Annotated in this window: 15 protein-coding genes; 5 read left to right on the forward strand and 10 right to left on the reverse strand. The window is 70.0% G+C overall.

What is annotated here, in order from left to right:
- Positions 1 to 194 precede the first annotated feature (194 nt).
- The 3 genes from ABZY33_RS24325 to ABZY33_RS24335 form a co-directional block, all read right to left on the reverse strand.
- Positions 195 to 1,103, reverse strand: coding sequence for a sugar ABC transporter permease (locus ABZY33_RS24325; RefSeq protein ID WP_356493763.1), 909 nt, complete (start codon positions 1,101 to 1,103; stop codon positions 195 to 197).
- A 22-nt stretch (positions 1,104 to 1,125) separates the two neighbouring features.
- On the reverse strand, positions 1,126 to 2,133 hold the full coding sequence (locus tag ABZY33_RS24330; RefSeq protein ID WP_356493764.1) for a sugar ABC transporter permease: 1,008 nt from the start codon (positions 2,131 to 2,133) through the stop codon (positions 1,126 to 1,128).
- A gap of 161 nt (positions 2,134 to 2,294) precedes the next feature.
- Positions 2,295 to 3,572 (reverse strand): extracellular solute-binding protein, encoded by a 1,278-nt coding sequence (locus ABZY33_RS24335; protein WP_356493765.1) that lies wholly within the window; start codon positions 3,570 to 3,572, stop codon positions 2,295 to 2,297.
- A gap of 375 nt (positions 3,573 to 3,947) precedes the next feature.
- Here ABZY33_RS24335 and ABZY33_RS24340 point away from each other — a divergent pair, with 375 nt between their 5' ends.
- Positions 3,948 to 4,976 (forward strand): LacI family DNA-binding transcriptional regulator, encoded by a 1,029-nt coding sequence (locus tag ABZY33_RS24340; protein WP_356493766.1) that lies wholly within the window; start codon positions 3,948 to 3,950, stop codon positions 4,974 to 4,976.
- Positions 4,977 to 5,013: 37 nt separating this feature from the next.
- Complete coding sequence (thpR, locus tag ABZY33_RS24345) at positions 5,014 to 5,643, forward strand: RNA 2',3'-cyclic phosphodiesterase (RefSeq protein ID WP_356493767.1); 630 nt, start codon at positions 5,014 to 5,016, stop codon at positions 5,641 to 5,643.
- A 285-nt stretch (positions 5,644 to 5,928) separates the two neighbouring features.
- Here thpR and ABZY33_RS24350 read toward each other — a convergent pair whose 3' ends face one another.
- From ABZY33_RS24350 to ABZY33_RS24370, 5 genes are all read right to left on the reverse strand, one after another.
- Positions 5,929 to 6,435 (reverse strand): DinB family protein, encoded by a 507-nt coding sequence (locus ABZY33_RS24350; RefSeq protein WP_356493768.1) that lies wholly within the window; start codon positions 6,433 to 6,435, stop codon positions 5,929 to 5,931.
- A gap of 78 nt (positions 6,436 to 6,513) precedes the next feature.
- Positions 6,514 to 6,924, reverse strand: a complete 411-nt coding sequence (locus tag ABZY33_RS24355) for a VOC family protein (RefSeq protein ID WP_356493769.1) — start codon at positions 6,922 to 6,924, stop codon at positions 6,514 to 6,516.
- A 158-nt stretch (positions 6,925 to 7,082) separates the two neighbouring features.
- Entirely contained in the window at positions 7,083 to 7,862 is a 780-nt protein-coding gene (locus ABZY33_RS24360; protein ID WP_356493770.1) for a polysaccharide lyase family 7 protein, read from the reverse strand.
- Between the two features lie 223 nt (positions 7,863 to 8,085).
- Entirely contained in the window at positions 8,086 to 9,516 is a 1,431-nt protein-coding gene (locus ABZY33_RS24365; RefSeq protein WP_356493771.1) for an endo-1,4-beta-xylanase, read from the reverse strand.
- 409 nt (positions 9,517 to 9,925) lie between these two features.
- Entirely contained in the window at positions 9,926 to 10,441 is a 516-nt protein-coding gene (locus ABZY33_RS24370) for a hypothetical protein (RefSeq protein ID WP_356493772.1), read from the reverse strand.
- Positions 10,442 to 10,733: 292 nt separating this feature from the next.
- On the opposite strand from ABZY33_RS24370, the gene ABZY33_RS24375 reads away from it, so the two are divergent.
- On the forward strand, positions 10,734 to 10,892 hold the full coding sequence (locus tag ABZY33_RS24375; protein WP_356493819.1) for a hypothetical protein: 159 nt from the start codon (positions 10,734 to 10,736) through the stop codon (positions 10,890 to 10,892).
- Positions 10,893 to 11,028: 136 nt separating this feature from the next.
- On the opposite strand, the gene ABZY33_RS24380 is transcribed toward ABZY33_RS24375, so the two are convergent.
- Both ABZY33_RS24380 and ABZY33_RS24385 read right to left on the reverse strand, forming a co-directional pair.
- A complete protein-coding gene (locus ABZY33_RS24380) occupies positions 11,029 to 12,267 on the reverse strand; it encodes a SpoIIE family protein phosphatase (RefSeq protein ID WP_356493773.1) in 1,239 nt (412 codons plus the stop codon).
- Positions 12,264 to 13,853 carry a CHASE3 domain-containing protein gene (locus ABZY33_RS24385; RefSeq protein ID WP_356493774.1) on the reverse strand — a complete coding sequence of 530 codons (1,590 nt, stop codon included), beginning with the start codon at positions 13,851 to 13,853 and terminating at the stop codon, positions 12,264 to 12,266. The genes ABZY33_RS24380 and ABZY33_RS24385 overlap by 4 nt, the downstream gene beginning before the upstream one ends.
- Before the next feature lie 121 nt (positions 13,854 to 13,974).
- Here ABZY33_RS24385 and ABZY33_RS24390 point away from each other — a divergent pair, with 121 nt between their 5' ends.
- Together ABZY33_RS24390 and ABZY33_RS24395 are read left to right on the forward strand one after the other, a co-directional pair.
- Complete coding sequence (locus ABZY33_RS24390; RefSeq protein ID WP_356493775.1) at positions 13,975 to 14,364, forward strand: hypothetical protein; 390 nt, start codon at positions 13,975 to 13,977, stop codon at positions 14,362 to 14,364.
- The gene (locus ABZY33_RS24395; protein WP_356493776.1) at positions 14,342 to 14,767 is read left to right on the forward strand and encodes a response regulator; all 426 of its coding nucleotides are present in this window, start codon (positions 14,342 to 14,344) and stop codon (positions 14,765 to 14,767) included. The genes ABZY33_RS24390 and ABZY33_RS24395 overlap by 23 nt, the downstream gene beginning before the upstream one ends.
- Positions 14,768 to 14,842: the final 75 nt, after the last annotated feature.

The raw sequence follows: 14,842 nt of genomic DNA on the forward strand, positions 1-14,842 counted from the left end.
GACGCCTTCCAGGTCACCGGTGCCGTCGCCGTCGCTGTCGGCGAAGCTGCGCGGGTAGACCTGGTAGATGACCGCGTCGCGCCACCAGTCGGTGGCCTGGCGAGTCGGCGTGGGCGTCGCGGAGACGTCCGTGGAGTGCTGGCTCATGGCGTCCTTGAAACGTGAGGGAGGCGGGCAACGGGAAGCAGGGCGGTTCAGCCCTTGGTGCCGCCTGCGGTCAGGCCGGTCACCAGGTTCTTCTGGACGAGGTAGAAGACGGCGGAGATCGGGACGGCGATCAGGACGGCCGTGGCGGCCATGTACTGGCGCTGCGCGTCGTGTTCGCTGACGAAACTCTGCAGTCCGACGGCGAGGGTGTACTTCTGATCGTCGAGCATGAAGGTGTTGGCGAAGGCGACCTCGCTCCACGCGGTGATCATCGTGTAGAAGGCGGCGACGGCCAGGCCCGGCCGGGCCAGCGGCAGGATCAGCCGGAAGAAGGTGCCGAACGGGGAGAGCCCGTCGACCCGGCCCGCCTCGTCGATCTCCATGGGGATCGTGTCGAAGTACCCCTTCATCAGCCAGGCGCAGTACGGCACGGCGGTCGTCAGGTAGACGACGATGAGTCCGGCGTAGGTGTCGATGAGCCCGAGGTCCGAGAGGATCACGTACATCGGGACCATGAGGACCGCGACGGGGAACATCTGCGTGCACAGCAGGACCCACATGAACTTCTTGTAGCCGGGAAAGCGCATCCGCGAGACCGCGTAGCCGCTCGTCGCGGCGACCAGCACGCCGATCACGGTGGTGCCGAGCGAGACCAGGAGCGTATTTCCCAGCCACTTGAGGAAGTTGGTGTGCTGCAGGACGAACGTGTAGTTGTCGAACGTCCACGTGTCGAGGATGCGCGACGGGTGCAGGTAGTCGTCCTTGCCCGGGCCGAGGGAGAGGAAGACCAGCCAGCCGATCGGGAAGAGCGCGACGACGCTCGACACGATCAGCACGGCGTGGGTGAGGACCGACGCCCTGCGGCTGCGCCGGCCGCGCAGCGGCGCGTTCACCGGCCGCGGGGCCTGGCCGGCCGGCTCCGGTACGGAGGTCTCGATGAGGGTCTGGGTGGTCATGGTGGTGGCTGCTCCTGCCTCGTCAGATGGCGGCTTGGGCGTCATTGCGGTTCAGCCACCGTCGGTAGACGGAGGTGAAGACGATGAGGATGGACAGGAGCAGGACGCCGTAGGCGGCGGACTGGGCGTAGTCGCGCGGCTGCTGGCCGAACCCGAGGTAGTAGGCCCAGGTGACGAGGATCTGCGCGTCGGGCGCCGTGTTGCCGAAGAGCAGGAAGATGATCGCGAACTGGTTGAACGTCCAGATGATGCCGAGCAGGACGACGGTGGAGCTGACGGAGCGCAGGCCGGGCAGGGTCACGTGCCGGAAGCGCTGCCAGGCGTTGGCGCCGTCCATCTCCGACGCCTCGTAGAGCGTGGCGTCGATGGACTGCAGACCGCCGAGGAGCGAGACCATCATGAACGGCACACCGCACCACGTGTTCACGAGGATCGCGGCGAGCTGCTGGAAGAACGGGTCCTCCAGCCAGGCGGGGGTCGGCATGCCGAGCGCGTCGAGCGTGGTGTTGACGACGCCGGCGTCGGCGAGCATGAACCGCCAGGCGAAGACCGTGACGAACGTGGGCACCGCCCACGGCAGGATCAGCATCATCCGGTAGGCGGTGCGGCCGCGCAGCCCCCGCTGGTTGAGCAGCAGCGCCAGGCCGAGGCCGATGCCGTAGTGCAGGGCGACACATGCCGCCGTCCACACGATGGTCCAGATGAAGTGCGACCAGAAGCGGTCGTAGGAGGTGGGCCCCCACAGGATGTCGGCGTAGTTGTCGAGGCCGATGAACTTGTAGGTGGCGTCGATGTGGTTGACGCCGATGGTGCGGGCCGAGTTGAGGCTGGTGGCGTCGGTGAGCGTCAGGTAGAAGCCGCGGACCAGCGGATACAGCACGATGACGGCGAGCACGACCACCACGGGGGCGATCATCGCGTACGCGTACCAGTGCTTCTGGTAACCGTTCTTGAGCCGGGCCATGAGGCCCGGGCGCCGGCCTCGGTCACCCCCGCTGGGGGCGGCCGGGCGCTCGACGGCGACAGTCATGGGAGTACACCTTCTGGTTCGCGGCTTCGGGAGGGTGCCAGGAGCCGTGCGGCGTGCTGCCGCACGGCGGGTGCCGCGGTCCCGCGCGCGGGGCGGGCTGTCGTGGGCGGGACCGCGGCACCGGATCAGGGGTCACTCGGTCAAGTCCCCCCGGATGGGGGTTACTTGGTGAAGCCGTCCGGCAGGAGCTTCGTGTACTGCGTCTCGACGGTGTCGATCACCTTGTCGATGCTCTCCTTGCCGCCGGCCGCCTTGGGCAGCTCGGTGTCGAGCGGGCCCCACAGCGAGCTGTACTCCGGCAGTTCGGGCCGCGGGTGGGCGGCGGGCAGCACCTTCTGGAAGCCGGCCAGCCCCGGGTCGGCCGTGACCTGCGCGGTGTAGGCGTCCTCGCGGGTGGGCAGCGTCGCGTTCTTCTGGGCGATCTTCGACTGGGTGGCGGCCGAGGTCATCCACTTCACGAACTTCAGGGCCGCTTCCTGGTGGGCCTTGTCGGAGCCCGCGTAGACGGAGAGGTTGTGGCCGCCGGTCGGGGCGCCCGCCTTGCCGCTGGAGCCGGCCGGGACGGTGGCGATGCCGAGGTTCGCCTTGTCCTTGAACGCCGAGCCCTTGTAGAAGTTGGTGACCTCCCACGGACCCTCGACCGTCATGGCGACCTTGCCGTTGACGAAGGCGTCCTGGCGGTGGGCGTAGGAGTCGGCGGTGACGTCCGCCTTGTGCAGGCCCTTGCCGTCGAACGTGCTCAGCCAGGTCTTGGTCGCCTTCTGGCCCGCGGCCGAGCCGAGGGTGATCTTCTTGGCGGTGGCGTCGACGGTGTCGGTGCCCTCGCCCAGCAGGAACGGCTCCAGGTAGTAGCCCTTCTCGCTGCCCCAGTAGCCGTCGACGCCGGTCTTGTCCTTGACCTTGGCTGCGGCCGACTTCAACTCGTCCCAGGTGGTGGGGGCCTTGGTGATGCCGGCCTTCTTGAAGAGGGCCTTGTTGTAGACGAGGGCGAGGGTGTCGGTGACCAGCGGCACGCCGTAGGTCTTGCCCTCGAACTGCGCCTGCTTGATCAGGTTGGGCTGGAACTTGCCCTGCTCGGCGAGGGCCTCGGTGCCGTCGAGCGGCAGCAGGTAGCTCTTCTTCGCGAAGGCGGGGGTCCAGCCGACCTCGGCGCGCAGCACGTCCGGGGCGCCGCTGGCCCCGGCCGCGGTGTCGAACTTGTTCTGCGCCTGGTCGAAGGGGACGTTGACGTACTTGACCTTGACGTCCTTGTTCGCCTTCTCGAAGTCCTTGACCAGCGCCTGGTACGTGGGCGACTCGTTGGTGGCGTTCGACGTGTCCCACCACGTGATGGTGGTCGGGCCCGAGGCCTTGCCGCCGTCGTCGTCGCTACCGCCGCAGGCCGTCGCCGCGAGAGCGAGGGACGCCACCACCGCGGTGGCCGCTATGCCACGCCGCATGAGATCTCCTAGAGGGTGAAAGCCCGTGAGTGGACAGGAAGCGATCCCGTGCGCTTCCCTGGCCGACTTGCCGGCTGCACCGCTGCGGCCGCCGGGCGACGTGAACGTAACAGCGCGGAAAGGCCCGCGAAAGACCTTGCGCGATTTTTCTGCAAGGGACGGTCATCGTTACATCCCCGTGTCCGGAAGGTTGCCAAAGGGTCAGTTGACAGCCTGCTCGGAACAGGGACAAAGGGCGGCATTCGCCCGCATGTACCGCGCCAGATCGTCGAGTTGCGGGGTGGTGGCGACTGCCGTGATGGCTGAAATTCCTTCCAACCGGCTTGCAGCACCCGGCCATGGGTCCGGCCGCGGCAACCGGTACAGTCCCCTCCCATGACCGCGCGGCTCTCCGACATCGCAGCCCAGGCGGGCGTCAGTGAGGCCACGGTCAGCCGCGTGCTCAACGGCAGACCGGGCGTGGCCGACGGCACCCGCGAATCCGTCCTGGCCGCGCTCGACGTGCTCGGCTACGAGCGCCCGCCACGCCTGCGCACCCGCAGCGCGGGCCTGGTCGGACTGATCACCCCGGAGCTCGACAACCCCATCTTCCCGGCGCTCGCCCAGGTCATCGGCCAGGCCCTGACCCGCCAGGGCTACACACCGGTCCTCGCCACCCAGACCCCGGGCGGCTCCACCGAGGACGAGCTGACCGAGATGCTGGTGGAGCGCAGCGTCGCGGGCATCATCTACGTCTCCGGACTGCACGCGGACACCACCGCCGACACCCAGCGCTACGACCGACTGCGCGGCCAGGGCATACCGTTCGTCCTCGTCAACGGATTCTCGGCGCGGATCAAGGCCCCGTTCGTGTCGACCGACGACCGGGCCGCGACGCGGCTCGCCGTGGCGCACCTCGTCTCGCTCGGCCACACCCGGATCGGGGTCGCGGTCGGCCCGCGCCGCTTCGTACCGGTGCAGCGCAAGATCGAGGGGTTCCGGTCGGGAACGGCCGAGCACCTCGGGCTCACCGCCGAGCAGAGCGAGGAGCTGGTCCAGCACTCCCTGTACACGATGGAGGGCGGCCAGGCCGCCGCGGCGACTCTGCTCGCGCGGGGCTGCACGGCGATCATCTGCGCGAGCGACATGATGGCGCTCGGCGCGATCCGCGCGGCCCGGCAGGCCGGGTTCCGCGTTCCGCAGGACGTGTCGGTGGTCGGCTTCGACGACTCCCCGCTCATCGCGTTCACCGATCCCCCGCTGACCACGATCCGGCAGCCGGTGCAGGCCATGGGGCAGGCGGCGGTCCGCGCGGTCCTGGAGGAGATCGGCGGCACGCCCGCGCCGCACACCGAGTTCGTCTTCATGCCCGAACTGGTGGTCCGCGGCTCGACGGCCGCGGCGCCCGCCGCCCGGCAGGGCTGACCTTCCCGCTCCGGGCGGATGCGGTAAGAAGGCATCCGTGACCGAACCGCCCCACGCCCCCGCCCAGCGCGCCTTCCTCGCCCTCGCCCCGCCCGACGAGGCGAAGAACGAGCTGGCGCGGGCGCTGGGTCCCGCCTACGCCGCCCATCCCGGTCTGCGCTGGAACCGCATCGAGGACTGGCACATCACCCTCGCCTTCCTGGGCGAGCTGCCCGTCGAGGCGGTCCAGCGGCTTCGCCCGCCCCTCGCCGGCCTGGCGGCGGCCCGCCCCGCCCTCGAACTGACGCTGCGCGGGAGCGGGCACTTCGACGAGCGCGTGCTGTGGAGCGGCGTCGACGGTGACCTCGACGGACTGCGGGAGCTGGCCGCGGCCGTCCGGGCGCTGGTCGGGGAGGGCGGGATCGTCCTCCCCGATCGCCCGTTCCGTCCCCACCTCACGCTGGCCCGCGCCCGCCGCTCCGACACCGCGTCCATAGCGGCGGTGGCCGCCTGCCTCGACGGCTTCGCCGGGCGCCCCTGGCGGACCAGGCGCCTGCACCTGGTCGGCAGCACGGTGCGCGGCCACTCGGGCCCGCGGCGCTATCAGGACATCGACGCGTGGGAGCTGACCGCCGTGCGCCCCGGCGCGGCGGCGCCCGGCGGCCCCGGCCCGCTCAGTTCTGGCTGATCCCGCCCCCGCCGATCGTAGCCGGGTCCGGACAGGGTGGGCGCGAGCGGGTCGGCGTGGAGCGGGCCGGGTGCGGTCCCCGGTGACGAGGACCTCGGGGGTCTTCGCGGCGGCGGACGCGGCCGTGGGGAGGGTCAGGGCGGTGGCGGTGCCGGGCGCAGCGAGCGACGGGAGACACCGGGCGTGCGAGGCGGCATGCGGTCCGCCGGGGACGGGGGCAGCCATGGACATTCGTCACCGGCCCCTGGACTCAGCCGCCGTGGGAGTCCAGGGGCGGACGCGCGGTCAGCTGCCGGTCGCGCCGTCGAGCAGCTCGCGCAGGATGTCCAGGTGGCCGTTGTGGCGCGCCGTCTCCTCGGTGAGGTGGTGCAGGATCCAGCGCAGGTCGACATGGACACCGTCGCGGATGGTTCCCACCGCCCGCTCGTCCAGGGCGCGACCGGCGACCAGTTCGCGGTAGCGGGCGCTGTGTTCGGCGTACTCGTCGAGCAGTTGCGCGAGCGGGAAGTCCACAGCGATCCGCATCTCGCGGTCGGGGTCCTCGTCCGTCATGGGGGCCCGGTCCTCCTCCCCGAGGAAGACCACGTGGAACCAGTAGTACTCCACCCAGCGCAAGTGGTTGATCAGTCCGCTCATGGTCATCAGCGGTGAGTTCGGCAGGAGCGGCTTGCGCGCGTTCTCCTCCGAGACGCCGCGGCACTTGGCGCGGGCGGTGTCACGTGCGTAGTCGAGGAACGTGGTGAGCTGGGTGCGCTCGTCCCACGCGGGCGGAGTATCACTGAGTCTGGTCATCGCGCGAAGCCTCCCTGATCACCGCGGCCGTTGTCGAGGCGTTTAGGGCTCGCGCCGCGCGGAGGCCGTGGCGCGCCGCTACTCGCCGCTGATGTTCACCATCCACGTGATGCCGAACCGGTCGACGCACATGCCGAACACGTCGCCCCACATCTGCTTGGCCAGCGGAACGGCGACGGTGCCGCCGGCGGAGAGCTTCTCCCAGTAGCCGCGCAGCTCGGCACCGTCGTCGCCGCTCAGGCTGACCGAGATGTTGGCGCCGGGCCGGTACTCCATACCGGGCGGTGTGTCGGCCGCCATGAGGGTGAACCCGGCGGGGGTCTCCAGCATGCCGTGCATGATCTTGTCGGCGGCCACCTCGGCGCCGGGGGCGCCCGCGTCCCCGAACGTGTTCAGGGCCAACTCCCCGCCGAGCGCGTCCTGGTAGAACTCCATGGCCTGACGGGCGTCACCGTCGAAGCTGATGTACGGGTTGAGGCGAGTGGTCACGGCGGGGTCCTTTCCCGGTGGTCCGGCGGTGGCCGCATTATGCGCCCGGTACGGCCGGCCCGCGACGCGGACAGCGCGGCGCACCGCACGAGCGGCGACACCGCGCTGCCGTAAGGGACCAGGGACCAGGGACGAGCCGCGAGGGGCAGCAGGGGATGTCAGCTGTGCGCGACGCCGAGCCCGTAGAAGGCGACGCGCGCGCCCTTGGTCGTACTGCTGGACGAGGACTGGTTGTAGGAGCCGGCCTTGAAGTACTGCTTGTACGGGAAGAACGACGACGGGATGGCGTAGTGCGTGGTGCTGCCGTTGACTGTCACGTCGAGTGTGTCGCCTCCGGAGACGGCGATGGTGTAGCTCCACGTCTTGCCGACCGCCACGTGCCCGACGGTGTGTGTCGTCTGTCCGCCGGAGGGTGAGTTCTCGGTGCCCACCACGATGTCGCCGCTCGACCGGTAGTACAGCTCGACGAGCGGCTTGGTGGAGCTGCCGCCGGTCCCGAGATGGATCTGGCCGACACACACGTTGGACGTGACGGAGACGACGCGCAGGGTCGCGTTCAGCTTGTGGCTGCCGCTGAGCGACCAGTTGGCGGCGGTGCCGCTGCGGTTCATCTCCCGCAGCTCGGACCGGGCGTAGTTCGAGTTGGGGGTGGTGACGCCCTTCTCGGGAGCCCAGAACGTCATCGCGCCGTCCCGGGTGTCGGTGTAGAAGTACGCGTCCTGGAAGCCGTTCGCGCCCTGGAGCCGCGACGAGGGGATGGTGGTCGGCGACCCGGGCGAGCCGACGGGCTCCTGCAACTGCCACACGGACAGATCGAAGTTGCCGCCGGGTGCCTTGCCGGGGTCGGCCGCGTCGGCGCTGGGGCCGCCGAGCAGGGTGAGGGCGGCGACGACACCGGCGATCGTGGCGGTGGACAGGGCTCTGGTGCTGCTGATCATGGGGGGGTTCCTCCAGCTGAGACGACGCTGTGACATTCGACGTTCATGTATCTGAAGGCTGGGTTCACTTATGAACCTCGCGTGCGGCGAACGTAAAGGTCTGCACCAGCGGAGTCAAGAGGGTGAACATGGCGGGGCCCACCGGGGGTAAGACCGGTGGGCCTGGCGCATCCCGGTGAGCCTGGACCGGCGAGGGCACCGGGAGATCGGGGGGTCGCCTTCCTCAGGTGCGGGTCCACCGCTGGTTGGCGCCGTTCGCGCAAGGGGTGAGCTGGATCAGGGTGCCGTTGGCGGTGCCGTTCGCGACGGTGTCGAGGCAGAGGCCGGACTGGACGCCGATGACGGTGCCGTCGGAGCCCAGGCGCCATTTCTGGTTGTCGGCGCCCCAGCAGCTGTAGATCTGGATCCTGGTGCCGCTGCCGGTGCCGGCGGCGTCCAGGCACTTGTTGCCGTAGACCCGGAACTCACCGGCGGCGGTGTACGTCCACTGCTGGTTGCCGCCACCGTGGCAGTCCCACAGCTGGACCTGCGCGCCGTCGGCGGTACTCGCGCCCGAGACGTCCAGGCAGCGGCCCGACCCGGCGCCCTTGAGCGGCCCGGCGTCCGAAGGGGGCGTGGTGGTACCGCCGTTCAGGGCGTCGAGGACCGCGGTGTAGGCCGCCTTCTTGCTGCCGTCACCATTGAACAACAGGGGCGTGTCCCCCGACCGCCAGGAGTCGGTGTCGCGCACCCCCCAGACGGTGATGCCGAGGCAGCGCGCGACGGCCAGGCAGTCGTTGGTCACCGCGGCGTACGTCGCGGCCGAGGCCCCCTGGATGTCCAGCTCGGTGATCGCCACGTCGACGCCGAGTGCGGCGAAACTCTGCAAGGTCGTACGGAAGTTACTGTTGTACGGGCTGCCGCTGTTGAAGTGCGACTGGAAGCCGACGCAGTCGATCGGCACGCCGCGCTGCTTGAAGTCCTTGACCATCGCGTACACGGCCTGGGTCTTGGCCCAGGTCCAGTTCTCGATGTTGTAGTCGTTGTAGCAGAGCTTGGCGGCCGGGTCGGCGGCGCGCGCGGTGCGGAACGCGGACTCGATCCAGTCGTTGCCGGTGCGCTGCAGGTTGGAGTCGCGCCGGGCTCCCGAACTCCCGTCGGCGAACGCCTCGTTCACGACGTCCCACTGCGCGATCTTGCCCTTGTAGTGGCTCATGACGCCGTTGATGTGGTCGGTCATCGCCTGGCGCAGCGTGCTGCCGCTGAGGCTCTGCATCCAGCCGGGCTGCTGGGAGTGCCAGGCCAGGGTGTGGCCGCGCACCTGCTTGCCGTTCTGCACCGCCCAGTTGTAGACGCGGTCGGCCGCGGAGAAGTTGAACTGGCCGCGCTGCGGTTCCGTGGCGTCGATCTTCATCTCGTTCTCGGCCGTCACCATGGAGAACTCACGGCCGGCGATCGAGGTGTACGCCGTGTCGCCCAGCTTGCCGGAGGCGATGGCGGTGCCGAAGTAGCGTCCGCTCTGCGCGGCCGCGGCGCCGAGCGTGTTCTCGGCGGCGTGTGCCGGTGGCGGCCCGGCCAGGGCGGTGGCCGCGCCGAGGACGCTGACGAACAGGGCCAGTAGCAGAGCGCGGATCTTGTGGCGGGCGAAGAGTCTGGGAAGGGCGTACGAGCCCATAGGTGTGCCTCCAAAGTCGTGATCGGGACGGACTGAAGGACTGAAGGAGCCGTGCGGCGCGGCCTGTTCAGGGCTCGACGCCGTTCGGCATTTCGGGCCGTGACCCGCTTTCCCAGACAGGGATGATTGAGGTGTTGACGGTGGATCGTCAATACTCGCCGCAGAATAAGTTTCTGTGGCGTGAACGAAAGTTGCGGAATTTCGGCAGACCGCAGGATGAGCCCTCGACCCAGACGTCAGCGCATGACGAGGATCGAGAACAGGGCCAGGAACAGGGCGAGTTCGCAGACTGCACTACCGAACTACCGTTTCATCCGCGGCTGTTGCTCACTTCGACTCGATCGAAACATTTCGGAATTCTCTTCCTGGGCCGCCGTGATGCTGCTGCGCCACACCAGCGTCCGACCGATCAGGCCGGGCCTGTCCCGCGTGGCCAGGGAGGGGGCGTCGCGATAGCGGGACCACCCGCAGAGGTAGCTGCTTCAGCCGCTCTCGATGCCCGGAGACCGGAAGGCACCCCTGCCATGACGTCCGTCGTCGCCCGCGGTCGACAGCCACAGCACATGGAGTTCGACGGTGATACGGACGCCGAGTTCGTCCTCCAGGGCGGCGTAGGAGTCGGCGGCGTCTCGTCCCGCGCCGGTTTCTGTTCGGGGGCGTCCCGGGACGGCTCCGCGGCGGCCCGCGCCGTGAGGTAGCGGATCTCGATGCGGTCCGGTTCCCGGATGTACCCGACGGACAGGTCGGGGCAGTCGTCGAGCATGGTGCCGTCCACCGTCACGGTCAGGATGCCGGGCAGCCCCGAGGGCCGGCCCAGGTCGGGGTCGTCGGCCAGTTGGCCGGCCAGGGCCTTCAGCGCGTAGGGAACGTCCGCTCCGAGCTGCGCGGCGATGCGGTGTAGGTCCGGCTGGATCTCGACGTTCACTGCCGGGGGCTCCTTGGCCGCCGGGGGAAGTGTGGTCCGCCCCGCACAGTAGAGCGCCCCGGCCGGGGCCCCGGAAGCCGCTCTTCAAGAGCACTGGAATCGATGTGCATGCACGGTGAAGACCGGGGCACATGGGTGAAGCACAACAGAACAACAAGACCGGCAGCTGCCGTACCTGGCGGCCGCGCCTCACCCGTGAGCCGACCGGCGACGTGACGCTCACGGGGACGGCTGGCGGACTTGACGCGAACGGTCAGCACGTGCCGAACAGAAGACTCGAACGAACGGATTCATGATGATTGTCATTGGGCTGATTCTGCTGATCATTGGCCTGCTGGTGGGCATGTCACTGCTGACCACGATAGGCGGAATTCTCATCCTGGTCGGCGCCATCCTGTGGATCCTCGGAGCCACCGGGCGCGCCGTCGGCGGACGCAAACACTATTTCTAGGCACGGCGTACGGGCCACGCCCGACGCACGGTGCCGGATCGGGGCTCCGCGGAGATCGTCTCTCCGTGGGGCCCCGTTTGCGTTGCCCGGACGCCGGGGCGGCCACGGCGTCAGCCGCGCCACCCCGGCCGCGGCGTCAGCCGCGCCGCCCCAGCGGTGACGAGGGGTGTGCGGCGCCCTGGGCCGGGACCAGGTCCGGCAGCGCGCCGAAGCCGTTCCATTCCAGCCGCAGGATGGCGAGGTCGTCGGTGTGCCGGTCCGCGTTGAGCGCCCGGACCTGGCTGATCAGCTCGTCGAGGTGCGTGTCGGTGTCGTCCGCGGGGATGCGGTCCATCAGCCGGATGAGCCCCTCGACGCCGAGGCGCTGCGGCTCCTCCCCCTCATGGCCCTCGACCAGACCGTCCGTGTAGATCACCAGCGCTCCGCGCTGCGGCAACGTGAGCTCGCTCGCGTGCCAGTTCGCGTACCCCGGCGCGATGCCCAGGGCGATGCCGTGCCGGGCCGGCACCTCGTAGGTGCCCTCCGGGGTGGTGAGCAGCGGGGCGTGGTGGCCGGCGAGGTAGAGGGTCGCGCGGCCCCGCGCCGGGTCCAGGCAGGCCAGGGTGACCGTCGCGAACAGGTCGCTCTGGGTGCGCTCGGCGACCAGCATCCGCTCCAGGAGCAGCAGCAGATCCTCGGCGCGGTGGCCGCCCAGGGTGAGGGAGCGCCAGGCGATGCGCAGGCAGACGCCGAGCGCGGCGGCGTCCGGGCCGTGTCCGCTCACGTCGCCGACGATGGCGTGCAGCTGGCCGTCGGGGGTCTGCACGACGTCGAGGAAGTCGCCGCCCAGTAGGGCCCGCTCGCGGCCGGGCAGGTAGCGGCTGACGGCCCGGATGGTGGAGGCGGCGATCATCGGCTGGGGCAGCAGGCCGCGTTCGAGGCGGGCGTTCTCCTCGGCGCGCAGCCGCCCGGCCCGTATGTCGGCGCTGGCTCGCTCGGCCTGCTTGCGGTGGACCGCGTAGCGCACGGCCCGGTGCAGCAGGTCCGGGGCGACCTGGCCCTTGACCAGGTAGTCCTGCGCGCCGGCGGCCACCGCCTCGCTGCCGGCCTGGGATTCGGCCAGTCCGGTCAGGACGATGATCGCGGCGTCGGGCACGGTCTCCTTGACCGCTTCGACCGCGCCGATCCCGCTGGTGTCGGGCAGGTGCAGGTCGAGCAGGATGCAGTCCGCGGCGTGCACCGTCGGCTCGGTGCGGACCTCGGCCAGGGTGCTGCACCGGATCAGTTCGTACCGCATCCCGGTGTCGATCAGCAGCTCCTCCACCAGGAGGGCGTCGCCGTCGTCGTCCTCGACGAGGACGATCCGGACGGGTCTGTCGGGTCCGGGGCTGGTCATCGCGCGGCCGCGCTCTCGAGGGCGTCCGGCTGCCGTACGGGCTCCGCGGCGGCGAGGGTGAAGACGATGCGGGTGCCCGGCGCGTGGTCCGGGTCGACGCCGATGGTGCCGCCGTGGAACTCGGTGATCTTCTTGCACATGGCGAGGCCGATGCCGCTTCCCGGATAGGCGTCCTTGGTGTGCAGGCGCTGGAAGATGACGAACACCTTCTCCGCGAACTCGGCGGCGATGCCGATGCCGTTGTCGCTCACCGCGAAGCGCCACAGGGCGCCGTCGCGGACCGCCTCGATCGTGATCTCGGGGGCCCGGTCGGCGTGGCGGAACTTCACGGCGTTGGCGATGAGGTTCTGCCAGAGGATGCCGAGCTGGGTGGCGTCCCCGGTCACGGTGGGGAGCGGGTCGCGGACGATGCGGGCCTTGGACTCCTCGATGGAGACGCTCAGCGCGTCGAGCGTCTGGCCGACGACCTCCTCCAGGTCGACCTCGCGGTGGTCGTTGTGGACGCGGCCCACGCGCGAGAACTCCAGGAGGTCGTTGATGAGCTTCTGCATCCGGTTCGCGCCGTCCACGGCGAACCCGATGTACTGGTCGGCGCGCTCGTCGAGCTGACCCGCGTACCGGCGCTGCAGGAGCTGGGTGAAGCTGGAGACCTTGCGCAGCGGTTCCTGCAGGTCGTGCGAGGCGACGTAGGCGAACTGCTCGAGCTCGGAGTTGGAGCGGCGCAGGTCGGCGGCCTGGTCGTCGAGCCGGTGCCGGGCCTCTTCGGCGAACGCCAGTTCGTCCAGCAGGCGGCGGCGCATGGCTTCCATGTCCGCACCGAGCTGACGCAGGTCCGCCGGTCCGGTGGCGGCGACGGGGTGCTCGAAGGCGCCGCCGGAGACGGCGCGGGCGTCGGCGCCCAGCTTGGCCAGTGGTGTGGTGATACCCCGCCGCAGGCCCTCGAAGACCAGGACCGTGAGCAGCAGGATGACGGCGCCGATACTGAGGAGGATGGAGTCGCGCAGGCGCGCCGCGCTGCGCAGGTCTTCCCGGGCGCCCTCGCGGGCGGCGCGCTGGTGCTCCTGCTGGACGGCCATCGCCTTGCGCAGTGCGTCGAACGTGTTCTTGCCCTGGTTGGTCCGCTGTGCGGAGGTCTTCGCGGGGGCCCCGGCGGGGGTCTCGGCGACCGGTCGCGCGTAGCCGCGCTGCCAGCGGTCCGACGCGTTCAGGACGGTGTCGAGGTCCGTCTGCCCCTTGCTGTCGTGCGCGAGCAGGCGCCGCAGTCCGCTCACGGCGGAGCGCTGGTCGGCCAAACCCTCCTGGTAGGGCGCCAGGAAGGTGCGTTCACCGGTGAGTCCGTAGCCGCGGATGCCGGTCTCCTGGTTGACCAGGGCCGCTTCCAGGCGCACGGAGGTCGCGAGCGCCGGGCTGCGCACGTCGACCAGCTCGTCGGTGAGGGTGGACGTCCGGTTCAGCGCCCAGAGACCGAGCCCGCCGAGGACGGCGAGCACGATGAGAGCCAGGGTGGCGCTCACGCGCAGCCAGCGGCGCGTCGTCCAGCTCGCACGGGAGGTTCCGGGACGTCGGTGATGGACGTCGGTCGCCATGCGATGCGCTCCTCGTGAGATGGGTCAGGGCCGCCTTACCTTGCGCGGGGCGTGCATACTGTAACCGCAATCCGACAAGTCATGTTGTCGACCGGTGGGCGGTATCCCTAAGGTGGGCTTCATGCCTGGCAAGCATTTCCCCCTACCCGTGACCGAGGAGGAGATCGTCGAGCTGACCGTCGACGCGCTCGACGCCCTGGTCCGCCGGCTCACCCCACGCGCTCTCGACCCGCGGCCCGCCGACGACGGCCGGGCCACGGCGCAGTCGCAGGCGCTGACGCGCCTGTACGTCGTGTGGCAGCTGAGAAGTGCCCTGGACCGCCTGGAGTACGAGGCGGCCCAGGACGCCGTGGCTGCCGGAGCCGGTTACCCGCAGCTCGGCCGGGCCCTCAACATCACCCGGCAGGGGGCCAGGAACCGCTGGCCCGATCTGATCTCCCACCCCTCCCACGCCCCAGCCGACCCGAACCCGTCCCGGAGCTCATGTGATGACCACGACCCGTCCCTATGACGTCCTGCTCGTCGAGGACGACCTCGCCGACGCCATGCTGGTGCAGGACGCCCTGAGCGCGCGCGGCGCGCGCAACCTGACGCAGGTCGAGGACGGCATCGCCGCTCTGGAGTACCTGCGCGACCCGCACTCCACCCGCCCCGACCTGATCGTCCTGGACCTCAACATGCCGCGGATGAACGGGCGGGAGCTGCTGACCGTCCTCAAGGGTGACGAGGAACTGCGCACCATCCCGGTCGTGGTCCTGACGACCTCGGCGGCGCCCGACGACGTGACGGGAGCCTATCGGCAGTACGCCAACGCCTATGTCACCAAGCCGGTCAACCTCGACGACTTCGAGCGAGCGGTGCAGAGCATCGACGCGTTCTACCTGGACACGACCACGCAACCACCGCGCTCCTGACACAATTTCGGACAAGGGGCCCGCGCGGCGGTCCGGTTCGCGGAACCCGGCGCGCGACCACCACTGGAGGAGGTC

The sequence above is a fragment of the Streptomyces sp. NPDC006552 genome (assembly GCF_040611655.1).
Classification (GTDB): Bacteria; Actinomycetota; Actinomycetes; order Streptomycetales; family Streptomycetaceae; genus Streptomyces.

Coding starts and splice junctions, on each gene's coding strand:
- ABZY33_RS24325 (WP_356493763.1), bottom strand. CDS start 1,103: ATGACCACCCAGACCCTCATCGAGACCTCCGTACCGGAGCCGGCCGGC.
- ABZY33_RS24330 (WP_356493764.1), bottom strand. CDS start 2,133: ATGACTGTCGCCGTCGAGCGCCCGGCCGCCCCCAGCGGGGGTGACCGA.
- ABZY33_RS24335 (WP_356493765.1), bottom strand. CDS start 3,572: ATGCGGCGTGGCATAGCGGCCACCGCGGTGGTGGCGTCCCTCGCTCTC.
- ABZY33_RS24340 (WP_356493766.1), top strand. CDS start 3,948: ATGACCGCGCGGCTCTCCGACATCGCAGCCCAGGCGGGCGTCAGTGAG.
- ABZY33_RS24350 (WP_356493768.1), bottom strand. CDS start 6,435: ATGACCAGACTCAGTGATACTCCGCCCGCGTGGGACGAGCGCACCCAG.
- ABZY33_RS24360 (WP_356493770.1), bottom strand. CDS start 7,862: ATGATCAGCAGCACCAGAGCCCTGTCCACCGCCACGATCGCCGGTGTC.
- ABZY33_RS24365 (WP_356493771.1), bottom strand. CDS start 9,516: ATGGGCTCGTACGCCCTTCCCAGACTCTTCGCCCGCCACAAGATCCGC.
- ABZY33_RS24375 (WP_356493819.1), top strand. CDS start 10,734: ATGATGATTGTCATTGGGCTGATTCTGCTGATCATTGGCCTGCTGGTG.
- ABZY33_RS24380 (WP_356493773.1), bottom strand. CDS start 12,267: ATGACCAGCCCCGGACCCGACAGACCCGTCCGGATCGTCCTCGTCGAG.
- ABZY33_RS24385 (WP_356493774.1), bottom strand. CDS start 13,853: ATGGCGACCGACGTCCATCACCGACGTCCCGGAACCTCCCGTGCGAGC.
- ABZY33_RS24390 (WP_356493775.1), top strand. CDS start 13,975: ATGCCTGGCAAGCATTTCCCCCTACCCGTGACCGAGGAGGAGATCGTC.
- ABZY33_RS24395 (WP_356493776.1), top strand. CDS start 14,342: ATGACCACGACCCGTCCCTATGACGTCCTGCTCGTCGAGGACGACCTC.